Source organism: Variovorax sp. W2I14 (assembly GCF_050435205.1).
Lineage (GTDB): Bacteria > Pseudomonadota > Gammaproteobacteria > Burkholderiales > Burkholderiaceae_C > Variovorax > Variovorax paradoxus_C.
The window spans coordinates 1,007,661-1,031,355 of record NZ_JBNDJX010000001.1 but is presented as its reverse complement, the minus strand read 5'-3'; the positions used below and the strand labels follow the sequence as shown (position 1 = coordinate 1,031,355).

Here is a 23,695-nt window from a genome sequence, read left to right as displayed (position 1 = left end):
ACTCAGTTTTCCTTGCGCGACACGCCCGCCGCCTCGAAGCTCGCCATCTCGCGCAGGATGCGGCAGGCCGATTCGAGCAGCGGCCAGGCCAGCGCGCCGCCCGAGCCTTCGCCCAGGCGCAGGTCGAGGTTGAGCAAGGGCTCAAGTCCGAGATGTTTCAGCAGCAACGCATGGCCCGGCTCCGCAGAGCTGTGCGCGGCCACGCAGCGCTGCGTCACGTGCGGCTGCAGCGCCTGTGCGACCAGCACCGCGGCGCTGGCGATGAAGCCGTCGACCACGATCACGCGACGCTCCTCTGCCGCCTGCAACACCGCGCCCACAAGCGTGGCGACTTCGAAGCCGCCGAACGCAGCCAGCGCATCGAGCGGCTCCGTCGCCGTCGAATGCAGCGCAAGCACTTCGCGCAGCACATCCCGCTTGCGGGCGAGCCCCGCCGCATCGAGGCCGGTGCCCGAGCCGGTGCAAGCGCCGATGTCCAGCCCGGCAAGCCGAGCCAGCAGCAGCGCAGCCGACGAGCTGTTGCCGATGCCCATCTCGCCCAGCAACAAGGCATTCCCCGGCAGCGCGCGCACCACCTCGCGGCCGTTGGCGATGGCCTGCGCGCATTGCCCGGCAGTCATCGCCGGGCCAGCCGACGCATCCGCAGTCCCGGCAGCAATCCGTCGCGACACCAGCCCCGGACGAGGCTGGAAGTCCCGCCGCACGCCGCAATCGACCACCGTCAGCGCCAGCCCGTGCTGCCGCGCGAGCACGCTGACCGCCGCGCCACCGGCAAGGAAGTTCTCGACCATCTGCCAGGTCACATCGCTCGGAAATGCGGAGACGCCGCGCGCCGCCAGCCCATGGTCGCCCGCGCAGACCAGCATCTGCGGCGCCTCGAGCACCGGTGCTTCGCTGCCCAGGATCGTGCCGATCCGCAGGGCCAGCGTCTCGAGCCGGCCCAGCGCGCCGAGCGGCTTGGTCTTGTTGTCGATCGCGTGCTGCAGCCTGGCTGCCAGCGCGGCATCGGTGATATCGGAGATGGAGGGAATCGTGTCGTTCATGCGGATTCAATCAGGCCGGCAAGCACGCCGGCGTCGAAATGGGTGTCGATGAAATCGGCCAGGCCGTCGAAGGTGCTGTCCAGCGTCGGGGCCGCCGCACCGAACAGCGCATGCAGCACCGCGGCATCCTCGAACAGGCCGTGAAGGTACAGCCCGAGCACATTGCCGCGCGCGTTCTGCCAGGCGAGGCCCTCGGGCATCACCGCGTGACCGTCCTCGGCCATCTGCGGGTGCGCGGCGGTCTGGCCGTGGTGGATTTCGTAGCCGGCCATCGGCACATCCGACAGCGCGGCCCAGTCGCCGGTCAGCGTGCCGAAGGTGGCGTTGCGATGGCGCACAGTCTTCTCGCGTTCAAACACGGTTACCAGCGGAAGCAGGCCGAGCCCGGGTGCGTTGCCATCGATGCCGTGCGGATCGACCAGCGCCTCGCCCAGCATCTGCAGCCCGCCGCAGATGCCCAGCACCACGCCGCCCCGCGACGCATGCACAGCCACGGCGCTGTCCAGCCCCTGCGCGCGCAGCCAAGCCAGGTCGCCGCTCGTGTGCTTGGAGCCGGGCAGCACGATCCAGTCGGCGCCGGCCACGTCGGCGGGCGTGCGCGCCCACACGAGGCGCACGCCGGGCACGTTCTTGAGCGACTGGAACTCGTCGAGGTTGCTGATGCGCGGGTACGCGATGACCGCCACCGTCGTCGTCACCTTGCCGCTTGCACGGCTGCGGTCGTCGAACACGCCGTCTTCCTCGGGCAGGCCGTGCTGCCACCACATCGGCAGCGTCGCGACCGTGGGCACGCCGGTCAGCGCCTGCAGCTTCTCGGGCGCGGGCGACAGCAGCGAGGCGTCGCCGCGAAACTTGTTGAGCACGAAGCCGTGCAGCAGCGCGCGGTCGGCCTCGGGCAACAGCGCCCAGGTGCCGTAGAGATGGGCGAAGGCGCCACCCCGGTCGATGTCGGTTGCCAGCAGGCAGCGGGCCTCGGCGTAGCGGGCCACGCGCAGGTTGACGATGTCGCTGGCCATCAGGTTGATCTCGGCCGGCGAGCCCGCGCCCTCGATCACAAGCACGTCGTTTTCGGCGCGCAGCTCGTCGAGCGCCTGTGCGATCTGCGGCCACACGCGTTCGCTGCGCCCGCGCCAGGGTAAGGCCGACAGCGCCTCGCTCACCTGCCCCATCAGGACGACCTGGCTGTGGGTGTCGCGCTCGGGCTTGAGCAGCAGCGGATTCATCCGCACATCGGGCACGGCGTTCGCGGCCAGGGCCTGGAAGTACTGGGCGCTGCCGATCTCGCCGCCGTCGACCACGCGGGCGTTGTTGCTCATGTTCTGCGCCTTGAAGGGCGCCACTTTCAGCCCCTGCCGCGCATACCAGCGGCACAGCGCCGTGGCCAGCCAGCTCTTGCCGGCTCCGCTGGTGGTGCCCAGGACCATGACGCACCGCGCCGGCCTGCTTTTCGCCGTTGAACTCATGGACCGGATTGTCGTTGAGCGCCGGCGGCCCCCAAGCCGGGCGGCCGAAATGCGGCATCTTTCACGCAGGCGGCCGCAGATGCGGTTGCGTTTTGAATCCGGGGTCGGCGCGTATCCGTATACAAGACATACCAATGCCTTGCGATCACGGACCCATGCCTGCCCTCAACGACCTGGCGCTCACCGTCGAAGAACGCGAGCCGGGCCAGTTCTACTGGACCCTTCTCGAAGCCCTCGACAACAGTGGCCATTCAGACCTTCACGACAGCCGCGACACCCTCGACTACCGGGTGTTCCGCTCGGCCGCCAAGCCGCAGGCCAGCCACTCCAACGCCCTGGCCCTGGGCGTCGCGGAGCTCCAGAAGATCAGCGCGTCGCCACCTTCTGCGTAGCGGCGGCGGATGCCGTCGCGGCCGGCACTTCCCATGTACCGCCGATCGCGCGGATCAGGCCCACAGCCGCCTGGTACTGCGCCGACTTCACCTGCAGCGCCTGGCGCCGGTTGCGCAGTTCGCTCCGGCGCGCATCGAGCAGATCGAGCTGGCTGATGTAGCCGTTGCGGTAGCGCGTGTCCGACAGGCTCGTCGCCCGCTGGGCCGACGACACCGCCTTGGCCTGCACGACCGACTGCTCCTGCAGGATGCGGATCGCCGCCAATTGGTCTTCGACCTCCTGGAACGCCACCAGCACCTGCGTGCGGTAGCTGGCGAGCGCGCCGTCGAGCTGGGCATTTGCGCCCTGCACGCCGGCCTCGCGGCGGCCGCCGTCGAAGATCGGCAGCGACAGCAACGCGCCCACGCCCCATGAACGGGCCGACCACTTGAAGAGGTCGCCGATCTCGGGCGAGGCGTAGCCAGCAGCGCCGGTCAGCGAGATGTCCGGGAACCACGCGGTCTGCGCCACGCCGACGCGGGCCTGCGCCGCGAGCACCGCGTTCTGCGCGGCCGACACGTCGGGCCGGCGCGTGAGCACCGTGCCGGGCACGCCGGGGGGAATCGCCGGCAGCGCCGTCGCCCACTCGTCGGTGCGCACGCCGAAGCTGGAGGCCGAATCGCCCACCAGCACCGCGAGCGCATGCTCGACCTGGGCGCGTTGGCGGTCGAGCGCCAGCGCATCCGATTCGGTGGACGACACCTCGGTCTGCACGCGCGCCACGTCCAGCTCGGCGATGTCGCCAGCGGCCTGGCGGCGCTGCGTCAGGCGCAGCGTGTCGCTGTAGGCCTCGACCGTTTCGCGCATCAGTGCGCGTTCGGCGTCGAGCGCGCGCAGCTGCAGGTAGGTCTGCGCCACTTCGGCCTGCACCGCGAGCCGCGTGCTCTGCAGCAGGCCTTCGCGGCCGACCGCATCGAGCTTGGCCGCGTTGCTGGCGCCAGAGAGGCGGCCGAACAGGTCGACTTCGTACGAGAACGTGGCGCCGATGTTGGTCATCGTGCCCGGCCTGACGCTGGCGGAAGCCTTGTCCAGGCCCGCGCCGCGGTTGGCGCCGGCGCCCAGTCCGATCTGCGGCAGCCGGTCGGCATTGGCGCTGCGCGCCAGCGCGCGGGCCTCGGCCAGCCGCGCTGCTGCGGCCTGGATGTTGTTGTTGTTGACGTCGGCCTTCTCGACCAGCGCATTGAGCACCGGGTCGTTGAACGCCAGCCACCAGGCGCCGCGGGCCTGCGCTTCGGAAGGCAGCGCCTTCGTGAAGCCGGCGGGCGGCGTGGCGCCCTGCTCCTTGAACTGCGCCGTGGTCTGGATCTCCGGCACGCCGGAGGGCACGGTGGCGCAACCGGCCAGTGCCAGAGCCGCCACCAGCGGCAGCAAGGCGCCGCGGACCCAAGGTTGGAATGCGAATTTCATGATGAACTTTCTTCTTGATCGGTTGTGCGATCAGTCATGCGACTCGTGCGAGGGACGCGGTGAAGCCGGCACCGGGTGCAGCCCGCCACCGCCCGAACCACCGTGCGAAGACGAAGGTGCCGGAGCGGCCGGATGGCCCGCCGAGACGAACTCCTCGCCATGCGGCACTTCGCCATGCAGCTTGAGCGGCCGGTTGCCCGCCAGGCGGCGCAGCAGCACATAGAACACTGGCGTCAGGAACAGGCCGAAGGCCGTCACGCCGATCATTCCGGCGAACACCGCCACGCCCATGGCCTTGCGCATTTCGGAGCCAGCGCCGGTCGAGAGCACCAGGGGCAGCACACCCATCACGAAGGCCAGCGAGGTCATGAGAATCGGGCGCAGGCGCAGGCGGCTCGCTTCGATCGCGGCCTGGATGGGCGTGCGTCCGGCGAACTCCAGCTCCCGTGCGAACTCCACGATCAAAATCGCGTTCTTCGCACTCAGCCCCACCAGCACGATCAGCCCGATCTGCGTGAAGACGTTGTTGTCACCCCCCGATATCCACACGCCCGCCATCGCAGCCATGATGCCCATCGGCACGATCAGGATGATCGCGATTGGCAGCGTCAGGCTCTCGTACTGGGCAGCCAGCACCAGGAACACCAGCAGGATGGCCAGCGGGAACACCAGGAATGCGGAGTTGCCGGCCAGGATTTCCTGGTAGGTCAGCTCGGTCCACTCGAAGCTCACGCCCTTGGGCAGCGTCTCGGCCGCGATCTTGGTGATCACGTCCTGCGCCTGGCCCGACGAATAGCCCGGAGCCGGACCGCCATTGATGTCAGCGGCCAGGTAGCCGTTGTAGCGCATGGCGCGTTCCGGACCGAAGGTCGAATCGACCTTCATCAGCGCCGCGAGCGGCACCATCTCGCCCGAGGTCGAGCGCACCTTCAAGAGGCCCACGTCTTCGGCACGGGCGCGGTACGGCGCATCGGCCTGGACGCGCACGGAGTACGTGCGGCCGAACTTGTTGAAGTCGTTGGCGTACAGGCTACCCAGGTAGATCTGCATCGTGTCGAAGATGTCCGTCACCGGCACGCCGAGCTGGCGGGCCTTGGTGCGGTCGATGTCCGCGTAGAGCTGCGGCACGTTGACCTGCCAGCTCGTGAACATGCCCGTGAGCTCGGGCGCGGCCTGCGCCTTGGCCATGAAGGCCTTCACCGCGGCGTCCATCTGGTCGTAGCCGACCGAGGCGCGGTCTTCGATCTGCAGCTTGAAGCCGCCCGTCGTGCCCAGGCCCGCCACCGGCGGCGGCGGGAACATCACGATGAAGGCGTCCTGGATGCTGGAGAAGGCGCCGTTGAGCTGGCCCGCCACCGCACCGCCGCTCTGGTCGGGGCGCTTGCGCTGGTCGAAGGGCTTCAACGTGGCGAACACGATGCCCGAGTTCGAGCTGTTGGTGAAGCCGTTGATCGACAGGCCCGGGAAGGCAATGGCGTCTTCCACGTTCTCTTCCTCGGGTTCTTCTTCATGATCTCGCCCATGCGCTTGATCACTTCGTCGGTGCGGTCGAGCGTGGCGCCATCGGGCAGTTGCGCAAAACCGATGAGGTATTGCTTGTCCTGCGCCGGCACGAAGCCGCCGGGCACCGCCTTGAAGAGCCCGAAGGTCACCGCGATCAGCGCGACGTAGATCGCCAGCATCAACGCCTTGCGAGAAATGACGTTCTTCACGCCGCCGCTGTAGGCCTCCGAACCGCGATGGAACAGCTTGTTGAAGCCGCGGAAGAGCCAGCCGAAGGCCTTGTCCATGCCGCGCGTCAACGCGTCCTTGGGTTGGTCATGGCCGCGCAGCAAGAGGGCCGCAAGCGCCGGAGACAACGTCAGCGAGTTGATGGCCGAGATCACCGTCGAGATCGCGATGGTCACCGCGAACTGGCGATAGAACTGGCCCGTCAAGCCACTGATGAAAGCCAGTGGCACGAACACGGCCACCAGCACCAGCGCGATCGCGATGATGGGCCCGGACACTTCGCGCATCGCGCGGTACGTCGCTTCACGCGGCGTGAGCCCCGCCTCGATGTTCCGCTCGACGTTCTCCACCACCACGATGGCGTCGTCCACCACGATGCCGATCGCCAGCACCAGTCCGAAGAGGCTCAGCGCATTGATCGAGAAACCGAGGACGTGCAGCACCGCGAAGGTACCGATCACCGACACCGGCACAGCCAGGAGCGGAATGATCGATGCGCGCCACGTCTGCAGGAACAGGATCACGACCAGCACCACCAGCGCGATGGCTTCGAGCAGGGTGTGGATCACCGATTCGATCGATGCGCGCACGAACTGCGTCGGGTCGTAGGCGATGCGGTATTCCAGGCCTTCCGGCATGTTCTTGTTGAGCTCCTCCATCGTCTTGCGAACGTTGGCCGAGATGTCGAGTGCGTTGGAGCCCGGTGCCTGGAACACACCCATGCCGACGGCCGGGTCGTTGTTCAGGAGCGAACGCAGCGAGTAGTCGGCGGCGCCCATTTCGAGGCGGCCGATGTCGCGCAGGCGCGTCACGGCGCCGTCGGTGCCGCTCTTGACGATGATGTCGCCGAATTCTTCTTCGCTCTGCAGGCGCCCTTGCGCATTGATGGAGAGCTGCATGTCCACGCCCGAGAGGCCCGGCGATGCGCCGACCACGCCGGCCGCGGCCTGCACGTTCTGGCCGCGGATCGCAGCCACCACGTCGCTTGCCGAGAGGCCGCGCTGCGCAACCTTCTGCGGATCGAGCCAGACACGCATCGAGTAATCGCCGCCGCCGAAGATCTGCACCTGGCCCACGCCTTCGATGCGCGCGAGCGGGTCCTTCACGTTCAGCACCGCGTAGTTGCGCAGGTAATTGATGTCGTAGCGGTTGTTCGGCGAGACGAGGTGAACCACCATCGTCAGGTCGGGCGCGCTCTTGACGGTCGTGATACCGAGACGGCGCACTTCCTCGGGCAGGCGCGGCTCGGCTTGCGAGACGCGGTTCTGCACGAGCTGCTGTGCCTTGTCGGGATCGGTGCCGAGGCGGAAGGTGACGGTGAGCGTCATCACGCCGTCGGTCGTCGCCTGGCTGCCCATGTAGAGCATGCCTTCGACGCCGTTGATCTGCTCTTCGAGCGGGGTTGCAACGGTTTCGGCGATCACCTTGGGGTTGGCGCCCGGGTACTGGGCGCGCACCACCACCGAAGGCGGCGCGACTTCCGGGTACTCCGAGATCGGCAGCCCGCGCAGCGCGATCAGGCCGGCTATCAGCATCAATAGCGACAGCACGCCGGCAAAGATCGGCCGGTCGATGAAGAATTTAGAGAGATTCATGTTGGTTCTCCGGTGAGCACTGGTGCGCTCCCCTCCGGTTTCAGGACTTCGCGGCTTCCGCCACGCGTTCCGGTTGTTGTTGCTTGGCGGCATCCGCCTTGGCGTCCATCGTCACGTTCTGCGGCACCACCAGCGCACCCGGGCGGATGTGCTGCAGGCCATTGACCACGACGCGATCGCCGGCCTTCAGGCCCTTGCTCACGACGCGCAGGCCGTTGATGGAAGCGCCGAGCGCCACTTCGCGGTAGACCGCCTTGTTGTCTTCACCCACGACCATCACGAACTTCTTGTTCTGGTCGGTGCCGATGGCGCGTTCGCTCACCAGCAGCGCCGTGTCGTTGCGCGCCTGGCCCATGCGGATGCGGGCGAACTGGCCGGGGATGAGCGCGCCGTCCTTGTTGTCGAACGAAGCGCGCACGCGCACGGTGCCGCTGCGGGCGTCGACCTGGTTGTCGATCAGTTGCAGCTTGCCGGTGAACGGCGTGCCTTCGAGGCCGGCTGTGCCCATCTGCACGGGGATCGTGTCGATCTGGCCGCGGGCGCCGGCGTTGGCCGGCAGGTCCTTCAGGGCGCGGGTGACGACCTGCTCGTCGGCATCGAAGCTCGCATAGATCGGGCTCACCGACACCAGCGTGGTCAGCACCGGCGCGCCGGGGCCCGCGGCGACGAGGTTGCCCACCGTCACTTCGAGCTTGCCGATGCGGCCGGAGACCGGTGCGCGCACCTGGGTGTAGCCCAGGCTCAGGCGTGCGGTCTGCAGCGAGGCTTGCGCGGCGCGCAGGTTGGCTTCGGCCTCGCGGCCGGCGTTCACGCGCTCGTCGAGCTCACGCTGCGCGATGGCCTGCTCGTCCCACAGACGCTTGGCGCGTTCCTGCTCGCTGCGGCTGAACGCCTGGCGGGCTTGCGCCGAGGCGACCTGCGCTTCGGCACGCTCCACTTCGGCGGCATACGGTGCGGGGTCGATGGTGATCAGCAGGTCGCCCTGCTTGACCAGCGCGCCTTCACGGAAGTGCACCGCCTGCACGGCGCCTGCCACGCGGGATCGCACGTCGACGCGCTCGACCGCTTCGAGGCGGCCCGAGAACTCGTCCCAGGCGTTGATCTCGCTCGACGCGACGGTCGCGACCGACACCGGCGTACCCTGCTGCGCCGCGACCGGTGCCGTGGCCTCGGCCTTGAAGCTGTACATGCCCACGACCGCGGCGGCGACCGCCAGCAGTGCGGTGAGGCCGGTCACGGCGGGCCAGAGGCTCTTGCGGGCGGCGGAAGACAGCTTGTGTTGTTCGTTGTTCGACATGGTTTCGTCCTTCTCGATGACTTTTTGGGATGCAACAGGCCACCCCGGTGCTTTTGGCACCAGGAGGCGGATTTCAGGGAAAAAAGGGGCCGTACGCCCGCCTCGAAGGAGGCGGCGGCTGTCAGTGGGCGGTGCTGACTCTTGCGGGTCTAGCTGGGCTCGGGCGCTGCCGGGGGCGGCGGCGCCGGAGGTGGCGTCGTCGCGCTGAAGAACTCGCGAAAGTGCTGCTGCACGTTGGCGGCACAGTCCCGACAACCCTCGTTTTCAGGGTCGTACAGCGCTCTGGGCCAGTTCGCAGCGCCGGGCAGCACGCTGCTGGTGACCTCGATGCCGGCCGCGCGCAAACGGCCTGCGAAGGTCATGGCTTCGTCGCGCATCGCGTCGTCCTGCCCCACCAGCACCAGCGCAGGTGCCAGGGCAGACAGGCGCAGCGACCCGCTCGGCACCGCATAGGGGTGCGTCGCGTTCGAAGGGCAGCTCAAGTACTTTTCCCAACCGCTCGCCCAGCGGCATTCGGGCGCATCGTTGGTCGCCTTGCGCAGCGAGGCGGTGCCTGCGCACGGATCGAGCATCGGCGACAGAAGGATCTGGCCTGCCACCGGCGGATGCGCCCGGTCGCGGGCGATCAGCGCAACGGCCGCGGCCAGGTTGCCACCGGCTTCTTCGCCGGCCAGATAAACCAGCGCGCCCTTGCCGCCCAGCTTGTTGCGTTGCTTGTAGAGCCATTCAAGGGCGGCATAGCCGACTTCGATGGGCTCGGGGAACGGCACCAGCGGATAAGCCAGCGAAACCACCACCGCGCCCGCGCCGGCCAGCAGCCGGCCCACATTGCGCCCGTTGTCCAGGCCGCCGCACACGAAGGTGCCGCCATGGAAATGCAGCACCAGGGGTGCCGTGTCGCTCTTGGCGCGCTGTCCGTAGACACGGGCGGCCACCGGCTCGCGACCGGGCAGTTCGATCAGCAGATCGGCTTCCACGCCTTGCACCGCGGCAGCAGCAGCGGCAGCTTCGGCAGAACGGGACGATGGAACGGGTGACATGGACGACCTCAGGGTGATGGGCGATGGTTGAAATATAAGGCGCCGTGTGTGACATGAAACAGGCAACCTGACCCCACTCTGTTTCCAAACGGCTAACAATCCGTATGCCACAGGGGGTTGAGCGCCTTGTGTGAGAATCCGCCTCCCTCCGGCGTGGGCCGGCCCCCTCAACAGGCATTCACAGGCATTCAATGGATCAGATCCAGGCAATGCGGATCTTTGTCCGCGTGGTGGAAGCCGGCACATTCACCCGTGCCGCCGATTCACTCGCCCTGCCCAAAGGCACGGTCACCAAGCAGATCCAGGCGCTGGAATCGCGCCTGCGCGTCAAGCTCCTGAACCGCACCACACGCCGCGTGACGGTCACGCCCGACGGCGCCGCCTACTTCGAACGCGCCGCCCGCCTCCTGAACGACTTCGACGACATGGAGGCCAGCATGACCAATGCACAGGCCAGCCCCACGGGGCGGCTGCGCATCGATGTCGGGACTTCGGTCGCCCGGCAGATCATCCTGCCCAACCTCGCCAGCTTCTGCGACCGCTATCCCGACATCCAGGTCGACCTGGGTGTGAGCGACCGAACGGTCGACCTCATCAGCGACAACGTCGACTGCGTGATCCGCGCGGGCGAGCTCAGCGACCAATCGCTGGTGGCCCGGCGCATCGGCACCCTGCATTTCGTGACGGTGGCTTCCCCCGCCTACATCAAGCGCTATGGCGCACCGCAGCATCCGAACGACATCGAGAAGCGTCACACGGTGGTGAGCTATTTCTCGGGCACCACGCGGCGCATCTATCCGCACGAGTTCCACAAGGGCGACGAGCGCATCGAGCTGAACGGGCCGTACCGGGTGTCGGTGAACGAGAGCAATGCGCACATGGCTGCGGTGCTTGGCGGCTTCGGCATTTCGCAGTGCATTACCTTCATGGCCGATCCGCACCTGGAAAGCGGCGAGTTGGTCGAGGTGCTGGCCGACTGGAGCCGCGATCCGCTGCCGATCCACGTGGTGTATCCGCCGAATCGGCACCTGAGCGCGAAGGTGCGGGCGTTCGTGGATTGGGCGGCCGAGCTGTTCGCCAAGAACCCGCGGCTGCAGCGGCGTTGAGACTCACGTCCGGCGCACGGACCTTGCACCGGCGCCGCCGCTGCTACGACCGATAGACCGGCTCGCAGCGCACATCCGTCTTCACCGAATTCGCGATGAAGCACTCCTCGTGCGCGCGGTGGTGCATGTGTTCGATCTGCTCGCGCGTGGGCAGGTTCTCGCCCGAAAACGTGACTTCGGGCCGGAGCGTGACGACGGTCATGGCCATCTTGCCGTCGGCGTTCTTCTCCATCACGCCGCTCGCCGCATCGAAGTAGCGGTCGACGCAGAACTTGCGCTTCACCGCCATCGTCAGGAACCACAGCATGTGGCAGCTGGACAGCGATGCGACGAAGGCTTCCTCCGGGTCGACCGCCGACGCATCGGAGAACGGCAGCGGCACCACGTGCGGCGAAGACGAACCCGCCCATTCCGCGCCGCCATCGAAGCGCAATGAATGCCTGCGGCTGTAGGTGTTGGCCAGGAAGTCCTGATCGCCTCGTTGCCACAGGATTTCTGCGGTGTATTCGGACATGGTCGTCGTTCTCCGTGGGAGTTGTTCGTTGATTCAGTGGCGCGGTGGCGCCGAAGCGCGGATCTGCGCGGCGGTCACCGCCCATGCCTTGCCGAGCATGCGCGAGAGGTAGGAGCCCGACTCCCATCCCACCTGCTGCGCGACGGAGAGCACCGAGTCGTCGGTGGTCTCGAGCAGATAGCGCGCGCGCTCCAGTCGCTTGCGTTGCTGGAACTCGAGCGGCGATGCATCGAACGCTGTCTTGAAGATCCGTTCGACCTGCCGCCGCGACATGCGGTGCCGCTCGGCGAACGCGTCCAGCGAGAGCGGGCGCGCGAGGTCGGCCTCGATGCCGTCGGCCAGCAGCGCCGCAAGCACCTGGGCGGGCGCACCCTTGTCGTTCGGCTGCACGAGGGGATGGGCAGTGAGCCGCGCCGCCTCCATGACGAGTGCGCCGCAGTGGGCGGCGACGCGCTCCTCGGTCTCGCCCGCCTGCGCCAGCGACAGCATCTGCTGCGACAGCACGGTGAGTGCCGCACTCCCCGCTCGCATGCCCTGCGCCGGCGCATGCACGCCCTGGGCGCGCAACGCCATCTCCCAGAACTCGGAATCGACATACACCGCGACATGCGTCTGGCGCAGCGTCTGCGCGCTCGTCGCGTGGGCCGCACCTGCGGCGAACCAGAGAAAGTGGCCGGGCGAAGACTGCAGCGCGTCGCCCTGCGCATCGACGATGTCGAAGCGGCCCGCGAGCGGCACGAAGAGCATGTCGCAATCGTGCGCATGCGTGCTCGTTGCATAGCCCTCGCGCGCGTTCGCCACCATCGTCGCCTTGTGGGCGAGCCGGTCGATGAACGGCGAAATCCGCAGGCCGGGCTGGGCGTCTTTCGGTGGCATGGGCGGGATTGTCGCCAATGTCGCTTTCGTGCGCGAGGGTGTCGCGATCCGTCGCACCTCGACGGTGGCCTTCGACAAGACTAGGCCGCATCCCACTCTGTCGATCCTGCAAGGAAGCTTCATGAATCCCTCGTCCCTCGTGCACGCCGGCCTGCGCCTGGCTGCTGTCGGTGTGCTGGCAGCCGCAGCGGCTGCACACGCCGCCTATCCGGCCAAGCCCGTGACCATCGTCGTGCCCTTCCCCGCGGGCGGCGGCACCGATGTGATCTTCCGCGCGGTGCAGGTGAAGCTGCAGGCCGAACTGGGCGTGCCGGTGATCATCGACAACCGCGCCGGCGCGGGCGGCACCGTCGGCACGGGCTACGCAGCCAAGGCCACGCCCGACGGCTACACACTGCTGGCAGCGACGACCACCACCATCGCCTCGGCCCAGGCCGTGTATCCCAAGCTGCCCTACGACCCGCTGGCCGACCTCACACCGGTCGGCATGCTCGGCACCACGCCTTTCGTGCTGGTGGTGTCGCCCGCACTGCCTGCGCAGAACCTCGCCGAGTTCATCCGCTACGCCAAGGCCAAGCCCGGCACGCTCAACTACGGCAGCATCGGCAACGGCACCGCGAGCCACCTGGCGGCGGAGCTCTTCAAGCAGCGCACCGGCGTCGACATGACGCACATCCCCTACCGCGGCGCCGCGCCCGCGCAGACCGACCTGATGGCCGGCCAGATCCAGGCGCTGTTCGACAACCCCGTGGCGCTCGCGCCGCAGGTGCGCGCCTCGCGAATGCGCGCGCTGGCGATCAGCCAGCCCTCGGCGGTGTTCCCCGAGTTGCCGACCTTCGAGGCGTCGGGCCTCAAGGACTTCAAGCCCGAGCTCTGGTATGGCCTGATGGCGCCCGTCGCCACGCCCAAGGATGTGCTGCAACGCCTGCGCACTGCCCTCGACAAGGTGCTGCAAGACCGCAACCTGCGCGCCGACATGATGAGCAAGGGCGTCGCCCCGGAAAGCCTGAGCCCGGAAGCGTTCGCGCAAAAGATCCGTGCCGACATCGCGCTGTGGGGCGGCATCGCCCGCGCCGTCAACGCCAAGGCCGATTGAGGGGAAGGAAAAATAGATGACCATGCAACTCGTTCGCGTATTCGCCCTCCCCGGCGCCGACACTGGCGGGAACCCCGCGCCCGTCTGGCTCGATGCCGACGACATGACCGCTGCGCAGATGCAGGAACACACGCGTGTGAGCGGACATGAATCGGTGTTCGTGCTGAAGCCGTCCAGCGCCGACCACCAGTTCCGCATGCGCTATTTCGTGCCGCGCCACGAGATGGAAATGTGCGGCCACGCGACCATCGGCGCGCTGTGGCTGCTGCATGCGCGCGGCCTCTGGAATGGCGAGCCGGTGCGCATCGAAACCCTGAGCGGCACGGTCGAGGGCCGCTACATGCAGGGCACGGTCGAGATCAGCCAGCCGCGCGCACAGGTGCAGGTCGTGGGCGATGCGCTGGTGCAGGCGATTGCGCGCTGCCTCGGCGTGGAAATGCGGCAGATCGTCGGGCCGGTGCTCAATTCGGCAACGAGCCGCGTCAAGACACTGGTGCACCTCGAAAGCCTGGACGTGCTGCACACGCTGCGCGTGGACCTGGGCAGCGTCGAGGCCCTGTGCGACCGGCTCGGATCGACTGGTCTCTACCCCTTTGCACTCGCCAGCAACGTTGGCCCGGTCGTGAGCGCGCGGCAGTTTCCGCGCTCGTCCGGCTATCCGGAAGATGCCGCCACGGGCATCGCCGCCGCCGCGCTGGCCTGGGGTCTGCGCGAACAGACGCTGGCGGGCGATGCGGCCACGCTGGTGACTGTCCGGCAAGGCGAGGCGATGGGCTCGCCTTCGATGATCGGCGTGCGGCTCCCCGCGCGTGGCGAGGAAACGCAGGGCTGCTGGCTGCGCGGCGACGCGCGAGCCATGTGAGCAGCGTCAGGCGCCGAGCAGCTTGACCAGCAACGGCACCAGCAACGCCGTCGCGATGCCGTTCAGGCCCATCGCCAGCGCCGAAAAAGCCCCGGCAGTTTCGTTCACCTGGATGGCCCGCGCAGTGCCGATGCCATGCGCCGCCATGCCGACTGCAAAGCCGCGCACCGCGGGCTCCTTGATGCGCAGCAGGTTCAACAGGCCCGTCGCCATGATCGCGCCCGAGATGCCGGCCACCGCAGCCGCCACCGCGGCCAACGACGGCAGGCCGCCGATCTTCTCGGCCACGCCCATCGCGATGGGCATGGTGGCCGACTTCGATGCGAGCGACATGATCAGTTCGTGCGAGCCGCCCAGCGCCCACGCGATGCCGATGGCAGAGACGATCGCCGCAACAGAGCCCATCAGCAGCGCGACACCGATCGGCAGCCACAGCCGACGCAGCCGCGCGATCTGCCCGTAGAGCGGCACCGCCAGCGCCACGGTCGCCGGGCCGATCAGGAAGTGCACGAACTTCGCGCCTTCGAAATACGCGTCGTAGGGCGTGCGCGTGACGAGCAGCACCGTCACGATGACGACGACGGAGATCAGCACCGGATTGATCATCGGGTTCGCGCCGCTGCGCTTGTGCAGCCACAGCGCGCCCAGGTACGCGAGCAGCGTGAGCGACAGCCACAGCAGCGGCGACTGCGCAAGAAAGACCCAGATCTCGGAGAGCTTTGCCGGGGCGCTCATTCGGCGTTCTTCCCTGTGATTCGGATCATCCAGCGGAAGGTGAGCGCGGTAACGGTCATGGTGAACGCCGCGCCCAGAATGCCGGCCGCCAGGAACGGCAGCCACTCGCGCCCCACCCGCTCGAAATGCAGCATGACGCCGGTCACGGCGGGAATGAACAGCAGCATCAGGTTGCGCAGCAGATGGCCCGAGGTGTCGGTCAGCGCCTGCGGCACGCCGCCGCGCACGAGCAGCGCGATGAAGAGCAGCACCATGCCGATCAGAGGACCCGGAATCGGCAGGCCCAGCCACTGCACGAGCAGTTCGCCGGCCAGTTGGCAAAGGAAGAGCGAGGTGATGGCGTAGAGCATGGCTTCAATCTTCGGCGGAAGCGGCGGCGCGTGTCCAGGCCTGCCTCAGCGCCTGCTGGCTCTGCGGCGGAAGCACGCCCAGGCGCACGTGGCCCGGCAGGCCGAAGGAGGCGCAGTCGCGCAGCTTGATGCCGTCGGCACGCAAGGCGGTGGCGAGCCGGGGGTATGGGGTGTCGGTGCGGGCGCAGAAGAAATTGGCGTCGCTGGGGAGGCACTGCCAATTCAGCGATTCGCAGAGGGCGCGTTGTTGCAACTTCCAGGTTCGCAGGGTGTGCAGGCTTTGGGCGAGCCAGGCCTGGGCTTCGTCGCCGGTCCAGGTGTCGAGCAACGCGACGCCGTGGGTGCCGAGCGGCCATGACGGAGCGAGTTGCTCGAGCCGCTGGATCAAGGGCGCGGCGGCAGCGTCGTCCGGCGCGATTGCATAAGCCGCGCGGATACCGGTGAGGCCCATGGCCTTGTTGGGCGTCCACAGTTGCCAGACGCGATCACGCTGCGCCCCGTCGAGCGAAGGCCGACCTTCGAGGCGGAGCGGCTCGTACGCCATGTCGAGCACACAGGTGCTGCCGGCATCGGCGTGCAATGCGAGATCTTCCTGGGCCTGCCCGAGCGGGCTCGACGGCTCGCAGCACCAGTGCAGCGCCGCATCGCGATGCGGCTCCGGTGCGCGCAGCACCTGCAGACCCCAGGCCTGCGCCGCGCGCTCGTAGTCGCCATAGCTGTGCGCCGGCAACCAGACCTGCCGCCCGCCACCTTGCGCGACGGCCGCACTGATGCGATGGATGAATTCGCTCGCGCTCGCAGCGATCACGATGCGCTCGCCCGCAACGCCATGAAAGGCAGCCAGCCTGTCGCGCAACGACGTGTAGCGCGGATCGGGATAGTGCGCGGCATCGACCGCGCGCAATGCAGCCACCGCCGCCGGGCACGCGCCCACCGCGTTGCCATTGGTCGAGAAGTCATGCGGCGCCGCGCCGGTTTCGTCGGGGCCGCCGTGCATGCCCGGGGTGAATGTCATGGCCACCCCGCCATCGCAACGATGGCCGCCGATGCGAACACGGCGGCCGCCAGCACCGCCCTGCCACTGAGCACCGCGGTGCGCCGCGTGTCCTCTGCCGCGGCTTTGCGCCCCTCGCCGTTCAAGGTGTAGACGCCGGGCTTCGCCAACCGCACGCCCACCAGCAACGCCATCGCCGCCATCGGCCAGCCGCTGTTGGGCGACGGCGTGCGGCGCGCTTCGCGGCCCAGATCCCTCGGCCATCGCCATGCCACAAGTACCAGCAGCAGCACGGTGATGCGCGCCGGAAGCCACGAGAGCACATCGTCGGCACGCGCGGCCCACTTGCCGAGCCAGGTCCAGTCGCGGCCGTTGCGCAAACCGCGGTAACCCCACATCGCATCGGCCGTGTTGGCGAAGCGGTAGAGCGCCGCGCCCGGCAGGCCGAGCAGCACGAACCAGAACAGCGGCGCCACCAGCGAATCGTTGAGGTTCTCGGCCAGCGATTCGATCGCGCTCTCGCGCACCTCGCGCTCGCTGAGCGCGGACACATCGCGGCTCACCAGCCGGGCCAGTTGCGCCCGGCCCGCGTCGAGCGACACAGCCAGCGCCGCCTCGACCGCGAGCACTTCGTCGCGCAGCATCCGCCATGCGAAGAGCGGCTTCAACAACAGCCCCAGCAGCACGGTCGCGGCCCATGCGGGAAGGTGCAGCGTGACGAGCGATTGCAGCAGCTGCGCCGCGCACCAAGCCGCGGTGCCGCCGAGGCACCACGTCAGCGCGCCGATGAAGAAGACCGGCAAGTCCACGCGCTTGACCCGGTGCGGCTCCGGCGCGATGCGCGAGCCGATCCAGCCGAGGTACTGACCCATCCACACCACCGGATGCAAGCGCGCCGTCGGCTCGCCCAGCCAGCGGTCGATGGCCAGCGCGAGCCAGAGCGCCGCGACGGCGATGAGGGCGTGGGCGAAGGAGAGAGCTGGCATGGGGGCCGTCATTCTCGCGAATCAGGCCGTGGTGGCAGCCGGCTGTCGCGCCCGGCCGCGCCGCCACTGCGCGAACGCGCCGAGCGCGATGAGCAGCGCCGCGCCGAAGGCGACCCAGAGCCGGAGCACCATGGTCTCGGCCTTCGGCGGCGGTGCCTCGTCGGGCGTGGGATCGAGCTTGAGGCCGGTCACGGGCTGAGCGCTGTCGTCGCTCATGGATGTGGGCTTGTCGGGTGCTGCCGGTGCGGGCGAAGGCGCGGTGGCCGGCGCCGCTGCAGGCGCCCTCTGCACTTCCACCGGCGCGGCAACGCGCGGGGCGCCAGTTCCGCCTGCACGAAGCGCTGCACCGCCGTATTGCGCTCGCGAAGACCCGTGGCGCGCACCGCCTCGGCATAGGCTTTCGCCAACTCGCGCCGCGTCGCGACATCGGGCTTCCAGTAGTCCAGTCGCACCGCATCGAGCATGCGCTCCAGCGTCTGTGCGAAGGCGGTGCGGTTGTCGACCTCCAGCCATTCCCGCGTGCCCAGCTTGTATCGGTCGCGCACATACACGTCGTGCAGCGACTGCCACTGGTCCTGCCGCACGGTGCCCGGCGCGGTGACTTGCCAGCCCCAGAGGAACTGCGCGGTCTTGAGAACCTGCAGCGTGCCGCTGTAGCCCTCGGCCTTCTGCGCTTCAATCCATTGCGGGTGTAGATAGCGCGTCTGCATTTCGCGGGCGATGGCGCCGGCGGCCGTGTCGGTGCGCACAGTGCCGGCGTCGCGCAGGTTCTGCACGTACAGCGCCGGGTCCTTGCCGGTGAGTTGGCGCACGGCCTGCGCGATGCCGCCCAGGTACTGGAACGGATCGTCGTTGGTGAGCACGCCGTATAAGTTGGAGGTGCGCGCCATCAGCGCCGCATCGACCTGCGCGAGATTGCCCGCGTAGGCGCCGGGTCGCGCCGCACCGCCGAGCCCCTGGCCGTAGGCGTGGCCCATGCGGTCCATGTAGAGCTGCGCCATCTGCGCATCGCCGCCGCCGCGCCGCTGCGAAGTCCAGACATCGCTCGCGAGCGCAGCTTCTTCGAGCCCGGCGCCGTAGCTGCCCTGCTCGTTCGAGAACACGCGCGCGGTCGACCAGCGCTTGGCCTCGGCCGGCGTTGCGCCTTCCGCGCGCAGCTTCCGGGCCAGCGCCTCGCTGTGCTGCGCGACGGCGTTGCCGGGCTCGTTCAGGGCCGCCACCTGCTGCACCGCCTCGTCGAGCCAACGCATCACGTTCGGGAACTGGTCGCGGTACGAGCCGGTGACGCTGACCAGCACGTCCATGCGCGGCCGCTTCAATGTCGATGCAGGCAGCACCTCGATGCCCGCGATGCGCCCTGCCTCGTCCCAGCGCGGCTTCACGCCCATCGCGTAGAAGGCCTGGCTCTCCAACACACCTTGATGGCGGGAGGCCTCGCCGGCCCAGAGGGTGAAGGCGATCTTCTCGGGCGGCTTGCCGGCGTGGGTCTTGGCGTGCTCGGCGATCCACGCATCCATCGCAGCGACGCCGATGTCCCAGGCGGTGCGCGTCGGCACACGGCTCGGGTCGAAGCCATAGAGGTTGCGGCCGGTCGGCAGGCTGTCGGGGTTGCGCACCGGGTCGCCGCCATAGCTGGCCTTGAGGTAGCGGCCATCGAGCGCGGTGAGCAGGCCTTCGATTTCTTCGTTGTGTGCGAGTGCGGTGTCGATCTTTTGCGCGCGCTCAGCCATGGCTCGCAGCGCTTCGGCTTTCGGGGCATCCGCGCCCATCGCGCTCGCTGCATCGACATCCTTGAGCGCCACTTCGACCCACTGCGCCGGACGCGAAGCCGCGATGCTCTTCGCGTCGATGAGGAAGGCTTCATCGACGTCTTCCCCCAGCGCCTCGGCCAAGGGCTTGCCGAGGATCTGCAGGATCGTCATGCGCCGCCGTTCCGCCTCGGGCGCCTGCCCGAAGGTGGCAAGGCCCAGCGGCTGCGCGGTCAGCGCCAGTTCGTCCAGGTACGGATGCAGCACCGCGATGAAGCCCGTGAAGTCGGCGCGAATGCGCGCGGGCGTCCATTTCAGGTCGCGGTCGTAGTGCTGCTCTACGAACTCCACGGTGAGCTGCCTTTCCATCGCGGTCTTCACCGGCCCGGGCGACAGCGTCTCCCAATCGTGCATGCGCTCGTGCATCGCCTGCACGCCGGGGCGAAAGCCCGCCGGCGCGAACATCGGCGTCGAATGGCTCACCATCGTCGCGCGGCCGCGGCGCTTGGCGGTCGTGGCTTCGCCGAGGTTGTCCATGATGTACGGGTAGATGTTCGGCAGGTCGCCGAGCGCGAGCAGCGGATCGTCCTGCACCGAGAGCCCGCGCTCCTTGCCCGCCGACCATTCGACCGTGCCGTGCGTGCCCACATGCACGACCGCATTCGCGCCGAACTGCGTGCGCAGCCAGAGGTAAGTCGCCAGATAGCTGTGGCTCAGCGGGATCGCCGAGCGGTGATAGACCTGTTCGGGCTTGCTCGCCACCTGCGTGCCGGGCTCGAAGCGTGGCGGCTGGCGCAGCACGACGACGTTGCCGAACTGCACGCGCGGGATGACGAAGGCCGGCTCGCCCGCGACCGGCCGCAGCATGGTCGATTTCTCGGGCGGTCCCCAGTAGGTCTCGATCCGCCGCTGCGTCTCCGTGGGCAACGAACGAAACCACGCGACGTAGCGCGCCAGCGGCAGCGAATCGGCCAGCCCCTTGCCGAGCAGCGGCTGCAACGCATCGCCGCCATCGACCGGGTAGTACGCCCTCATCGTCGCCTGTACCTGCGCGATGAGCGCGTCCGCACCGGGTATCTCGGTGCGATAACCCGCCGACTGCATCGCCGCCAGCATGTTGTTCACGCTGCGCGGCACGTTGAGAAACGACGCTCCGAAGTTCGTCTCGCCCGGCGGGTAGTTGTAGACCAGCATCGCGACACGACGGTCCACGGCCGGCGTGCGTTGCAGGCGCAGCAGCGCAGCCGCCTTGCCAGCCACGGCGTCGATCTGCGCGGGCAGCGGTTGCAGCCTGCCGGTGGCGGCGTCGCGCGCGCTCACGAGCATCGGGTCGGTCATGCCGGCCAGTTCGCTCGGGCTGTAGTAGGCGGCGATGTCGGTCTGCGCGAGGCCGTCCTTGCTTTGCGCCCATTGCGCGCCGTCCATGGCGAGCGACGGCAGGGTCTGCAACACCGGCACGCCGATGCGTTCGAGATCGGCCTTGCGCTCGTTCGGCGTGAAGACCAGCGAGGCGTTGACGATCAGGTCCGCAACGCGGCGCTCTTGCACACCGGCCGCATGCGTCATGCGAAAGAACAGGTCCTTCTGCTGGCGCGGGCCGTAGAAGGCATAGGCGCGCAGGCCGCGCTGTTCGAGCGCGCCGATCAGCGTATCGAGCCAGCCGGTGTCGTCGCCCGTCACGGTGGCGCTGTTGACGGCTATGGCGATGGTTCCTGCGGTGCAGGGCAGCTTGTCCACTGCCGCAATATCGGTCTCGATGCGTGGCCAACGCGGGTGATAGAAGCCCGAGAGCGGCGTCGGCACAGGCGGCGGCAGGCCGTTTACATCGTCGATCTGCGCCAGCGCCTTCATCGCCGACTTGAGGTTGGCCGTGCCGGCGAACCGCCAGTACTCGCGCAGCCGCTGCGCCCACACCGCATCGACGCCGCGCTCGGCGGCGAGCGGCGCCGCGCTGGCGCTTTGCCCCTTGGCGACGAGCGCGAATTCGCCGATCAACACATACGGCACGGCACCGCGCGAGATCACATCGCCGAATCGCGCCGCCGCGGCCTGCACCACACTGATGTGCGGTGCGTCGATCACCAGCAGCCGCGCGCCGCTGAGCGCCGCAGCCAGCGCCTCAGGCGAATCCTTCGCGGCCGACACCACCTGCAGCGGCAAGCCCACCTCGTGCGCCGCCGCCTGCAACCGCACCACGCGCGCCGGTGACACCAGCGATGTGCTCAGCACCACGATGCGCGAAGGCTCGTCCGGCTCGGCGTGCGCGCAGAACGCCAGCGCCATCCACAAGAGCCCGACAAGAAACCGCGTCACTTCCCGCCCTGCGCCGCAGGCACCGCATCGGCCGGCACATAGACCATCGTGCCGTCCTTCAACCGCCAGGCCGTGCCGGCCTTCTCGCCATCGCCCTGCCCCGTCGCACCGCTGGCCTTGAAGCGCGTCACCTTCTGCCCCTCGCGCGTGATGATCTCCATGTCCGGCTTGCCCTCGTTGCGGATGACCGTGACCTTGTCCTGCGCGAACGGGTTCATCGGGTTGTTGATGACCGCGATCATCAGCATGCCGATCACGACCATGAACACGTCGATCAGGTTGATGGTCGAGAGCACCGGGTCGTCGTCATCGCTGTCCAGGCTGCTCAGGATCGAGAACTGCCTGCGGGTCATGACAAGCGGTCCCGCGCATCGAGCACCGTCACCAGCTCGCGCATCAGCCAGCGCCGGCGCACGGTGTAGACCACGAAGGTGATCGAGGCCGAGGCCAGCGCCACGATCACCGCGGCGAACGCGGGCGCAAGGCTCTGCGCCACGCCCTGCGATTCGCCCGAAGCAACGGCCACCAGCGCCGGACCCATCGGGATCATCGTGGCGATCAGCCCGAGCATCGGCGCCACGCGGCTGCACAGGCGCACGCCTTCGAGTTGCTTCAGAACCATCAGCTCCATCTGCTCCTGGCTCGCATCGGCGTGGCGCTGCAGCGCGAGCACCCGCGACGGGTCGCGGCGGCGCTGCAGGTACTCGATGCAGAACGCGCCGAGGCAATACACCGCATAGACAAAAGACAGCAGCACGCCGAGCGTCACCGGCCAGAGGAACAGGCGCGCGAGTTCGAAGAGAACGGAATCGAAGGCCGGCATCAGGCGGGTTCCACGGAAGACAGAGTGGGAGAAAACAGGTCCGATGGCTGGCCCCAGCGTTCATCGAACACCAGCGCCGAGAGCGGCTCGCGCTTGGCCCAGCGTTCGCGCTGCAGCATCGGCTCTTCGTAGAAATCGTGCACCGGGCCGAGGCACAGCAGCGCGATGGGTTCGGCGCCTTCGGGCAGGCCGAGCAAGGTGCTCAGTTCGACCGGATCGAACAGCGACACCCATCCCATGCCCAGCCCTTCGGCGCGCGCCGCGAGCCAGAGGTTCTGGATGGCACAGGAGGCCGACGCCAGGTCCATCTGCGGCAGGGTGCGGCGGCCGAACACATGCTTGTCGCGGTCGTCGGCGAGCGACACGGCCAGCAGCTCGGCCGCATCGAGCAGGCCCTGTACCTTGAGGCGCATGAACTCGTCTTCACGCTCGCCGAGGGCGCGCGCCGTGAGCACGCGTTCGCGCTCGACCGCGTCGTGCAGGCGCCGGCGCAACGCAGCATCGCGGATGCGGATGAATCGCCATGGCTGCATGAAACCGACGCTGGGCGCGTGGTGCGCCGCTTCGAGCAGCCTCTGCAACACCTCGGGTGCGACCTCGCCGCCCGCGAAGTGCCGCATATCGCGCCGCTCGCGGATGGCTCGGTACACCGCCCTCGCCTCGTCGGCCGCGAATGCGTGTTGTTGCGGCTCCTGCGCCATCGCGCTCAATCCTCGATGCCGCGCTGCGCCGGGATGCCTGCCTTGAACGCGTGCTTGACCATCGTCATCTCGGTCACGGTATCGGCCAGCTCGATGATTTCAGGCGGGCAACGGCGCCCCGTGAGCGCCACGTGCACGTGCTTGGGCCGCGCGTGCAGCGTCTCCAGCACGCCTTCGAGCGGCAGCCAGCCGTAGATCAGCGGATAGGTGATCTCGTCGAGCACCACGAGAAAGAACTCGCCCGACAGGATCGCCGCCTTCGCCTTTTCCCACCCGTCGCGCGCAAGCTGGCCCGAGCGTTCGAGGTCCTGGCTCTTCCAGCTGAAGCCGTCGCCGAGCCCTTCGATCGGAATCCCGATCTGCTCGAACATGCGGTGCTCGCCGAAGCGCGCCGAGGGCACCTTCATGAACTGGTAGATCTTCACGGCCTTGCCGCGGCCATGCGCGCGCAGCGCGAGGCCGAATGCGGCCGTGCTCTTGCCCTTGCCGTCGCCGGTGTTGACGATGACGATGCCGCGGCGTTCGCCCTCGGGCTTCTCGTAGGGCTTTTCGCTGGGGGGAGTTTCGATCTGCATGGGTGTGT

The 23,695-nt window shown here is 68.4% G+C and carries 21 protein-coding genes and 1 pseudogene; 4 read left to right on the top strand and 18 right to left on the bottom strand.

Going from position 1 to position 23,695, the window contains the following annotated elements:
• Positions 1–2 precede the first annotated feature (2 nt).
• On the bottom strand, positions 3–1,043 hold the full coding sequence (cobT, locus tag QF040_RS04850; protein WP_429610070.1) for a nicotinate-nucleotide--dimethylbenzimidazole phosphoribosyltransferase: 1,041 nt from the start codon (positions 1,041–1,043) through the stop codon (positions 3–5).
• On the bottom strand, positions 1,040–2,506 hold the full coding sequence (locus QF040_RS04845; protein ID WP_429610069.1) for a cobyric acid synthase: 1,467 nt from the start codon (positions 2,504–2,506) through the stop codon (positions 1,040–1,042). Before QF040_RS04845 ends, cobT begins: the two co-directional genes overlap by 4 nt.
• Before the next feature lie 155 nt (positions 2,507–2,661).
• Between QF040_RS04845 and QF040_RS04840 the strand changes: the two genes are divergently transcribed.
• Positions 2,662–2,898, top strand: coding sequence for a hypothetical protein (locus QF040_RS04840; RefSeq protein ID WP_429610067.1), 237 nt, complete (start codon positions 2,662–2,664; stop codon positions 2,896–2,898).
• Here the strand turns inward: QF040_RS04840 and QF040_RS04835 are convergent.
• The 4 genes and pseudogenes from QF040_RS04835 to QF040_RS04820 all read right to left on the bottom strand — a co-directional run bounded on the left by QF040_RS04835 (position 2,873) and on the right by QF040_RS04820 (position 10,008).
• Entirely contained in the window at positions 2,873–4,345 is a 1,473-nt protein-coding gene (locus tag QF040_RS04835; RefSeq protein WP_429610066.1) for an efflux transporter outer membrane subunit, read from the bottom strand. The two genes, QF040_RS04840 and QF040_RS04835, sit on opposite strands and share 26 nt — an antisense overlap.
• Before the next feature lie 30 nt (positions 4,346–4,375).
• A pseudogene (locus tag QF040_RS04830) lies at positions 4,376–7,671 on the bottom strand (efflux RND transporter permease subunit).
• A 40-nt stretch (positions 7,672–7,711) separates the two neighbouring features.
• A complete protein-coding gene (locus QF040_RS04825; protein ID WP_429610065.1) occupies positions 7,712–8,968 on the bottom strand; it encodes an efflux RND transporter periplasmic adaptor subunit in 1,257 nt (418 codons plus the stop codon).
• Between the two features lie 149 nt (positions 8,969–9,117).
• Positions 9,118–10,008 carry an alpha/beta hydrolase gene (locus QF040_RS04820; RefSeq protein ID WP_429610064.1) on the bottom strand — a complete coding sequence of 297 codons (891 nt, stop codon included), beginning with the start codon at positions 10,006–10,008 and terminating at the stop codon, positions 9,118–9,120.
• A 191-nt stretch (positions 10,009–10,199) separates the two neighbouring features.
• Between QF040_RS04820 and QF040_RS04815 the strand changes: the two genes are divergently transcribed.
• On the top strand, positions 10,200–11,114 hold the full coding sequence (locus QF040_RS04815) for a LysR family transcriptional regulator (RefSeq protein WP_429610063.1): 915 nt from the start codon (positions 10,200–10,202) through the stop codon (positions 11,112–11,114).
• A 43-nt stretch (positions 11,115–11,157) separates the two neighbouring features.
• Here the strand turns inward: QF040_RS04815 and QF040_RS04810 are convergent, their stop codons facing one another.
• Together QF040_RS04810 and QF040_RS04805 are read right to left on the bottom strand one after the other, a co-directional pair.
• The gene (locus tag QF040_RS04810; protein ID WP_429610062.1) at positions 11,158–11,628 is read right to left on the bottom strand and encodes an OsmC family protein; all 471 of its coding nucleotides are present in this window, start codon (positions 11,626–11,628) and stop codon (positions 11,158–11,160) included.
• Positions 11,629–11,661: 33 nt separating this feature from the next.
• A complete protein-coding gene (locus QF040_RS04805; protein WP_429610061.1) occupies positions 11,662–12,504 on the bottom strand; it encodes a helix-turn-helix domain-containing protein in 843 nt (280 codons plus the stop codon).
• Between the two features lie 121 nt (positions 12,505–12,625).
• On the opposite strand from QF040_RS04805, the gene QF040_RS04800 reads away from it, so the two are divergent.
• Complete coding sequence (locus QF040_RS04800) at positions 12,626–13,600, top strand: Bug family tripartite tricarboxylate transporter substrate binding protein (RefSeq protein WP_429610060.1); 975 nt, start codon at positions 12,626–12,628, stop codon at positions 13,598–13,600.
• 16 nt (positions 13,601–13,616) lie between these two features.
• Complete coding sequence (locus QF040_RS04795) at positions 13,617–14,462, top strand: PhzF family phenazine biosynthesis protein (protein ID WP_429610059.1); 846 nt, start codon at positions 13,617–13,619, stop codon at positions 14,460–14,462.
• 6 nt (positions 14,463–14,468) lie between these two features.
• On the opposite strand, the gene QF040_RS04790 is transcribed toward QF040_RS04795, so the two are convergent.
• From QF040_RS04790 to cobO, 10 genes are read right to left on the bottom strand one after another with little or no spacing between them, the layout of a single operon-like run.
• Positions 14,469–15,197, bottom strand: coding sequence for an LrgB family protein (locus tag QF040_RS04790; RefSeq protein ID WP_429610058.1), 729 nt, complete (start codon positions 15,195–15,197; stop codon positions 14,469–14,471).
• Complete coding sequence (locus tag QF040_RS04785) at positions 15,194–15,547, bottom strand: CidA/LrgA family protein (RefSeq protein WP_429610057.1); 354 nt, start codon at positions 15,545–15,547, stop codon at positions 15,194–15,196. The genes QF040_RS04790 and QF040_RS04785 overlap by 4 nt, the downstream gene beginning before the upstream one ends.
• 4 nt (positions 15,548–15,551) lie before the next feature.
• Entirely contained in the window at positions 15,552–16,562 is a 1,011-nt protein-coding gene (locus tag QF040_RS04780; protein ID WP_429610056.1) for an aminotransferase class I/II-fold pyridoxal phosphate-dependent enzyme, read from the bottom strand.
• Positions 16,559–17,527 carry an adenosylcobinamide-phosphate synthase CbiB gene (gene cbiB, locus QF040_RS04775; RefSeq protein WP_429610055.1) on the bottom strand — a complete coding sequence of 323 codons (969 nt, stop codon included), beginning with the start codon at positions 17,525–17,527 and terminating at the stop codon, positions 16,559–16,561. The genes QF040_RS04780 and cbiB overlap by 4 nt, the downstream gene beginning before the upstream one ends.
• 21 nt (positions 17,528–17,548) lie before the next feature.
• Positions 17,549–17,743: a hypothetical protein gene (locus QF040_RS04770; protein WP_429610054.1), complete on the bottom strand. Its 195-nt coding sequence runs from the start codon at positions 17,741–17,743 to the stop codon at positions 17,549–17,551.
• Entirely contained in the window at positions 17,740–21,588 is a 3,849-nt protein-coding gene (gene cobN, locus QF040_RS04765; RefSeq protein WP_429610053.1) for a cobaltochelatase subunit CobN, read from the bottom strand. Before cobN ends, QF040_RS04770 begins: the two co-directional genes overlap by 4 nt.
• Entirely contained in the window at positions 21,585–21,941 is a 357-nt protein-coding gene (locus tag QF040_RS04760) for a DUF2149 domain-containing protein (RefSeq protein ID WP_429610052.1), read from the bottom strand. The genes cobN and QF040_RS04760 overlap by 4 nt, the downstream gene beginning before the upstream one ends.
• A complete protein-coding gene (locus QF040_RS04755; protein WP_429610051.1) occupies positions 21,938–22,411 on the bottom strand; it encodes a MotA/TolQ/ExbB proton channel family protein in 474 nt (157 codons plus the stop codon). Before QF040_RS04755 ends, QF040_RS04760 begins: the two co-directional genes overlap by 4 nt.
• Positions 22,411–23,112, bottom strand: coding sequence for a 5,6-dimethylbenzimidazole synthase (gene bluB / locus QF040_RS04750; RefSeq protein ID WP_429610050.1), 702 nt, complete (start codon positions 23,110–23,112; stop codon positions 22,411–22,413). The genes QF040_RS04755 and bluB overlap by 1 nt, the downstream gene beginning before the upstream one ends.
• 5 nt (positions 23,113–23,117) lie before the next feature.
• Positions 23,118–23,687, bottom strand: a complete 570-nt coding sequence (gene cobO / locus QF040_RS04745; protein WP_429610049.1) for a cob(I)yrinic acid a,c-diamide adenosyltransferase — start codon at positions 23,685–23,687, stop codon at positions 23,118–23,120.
• Positions 23,688–23,695: the final 8 nt, after the last annotated feature.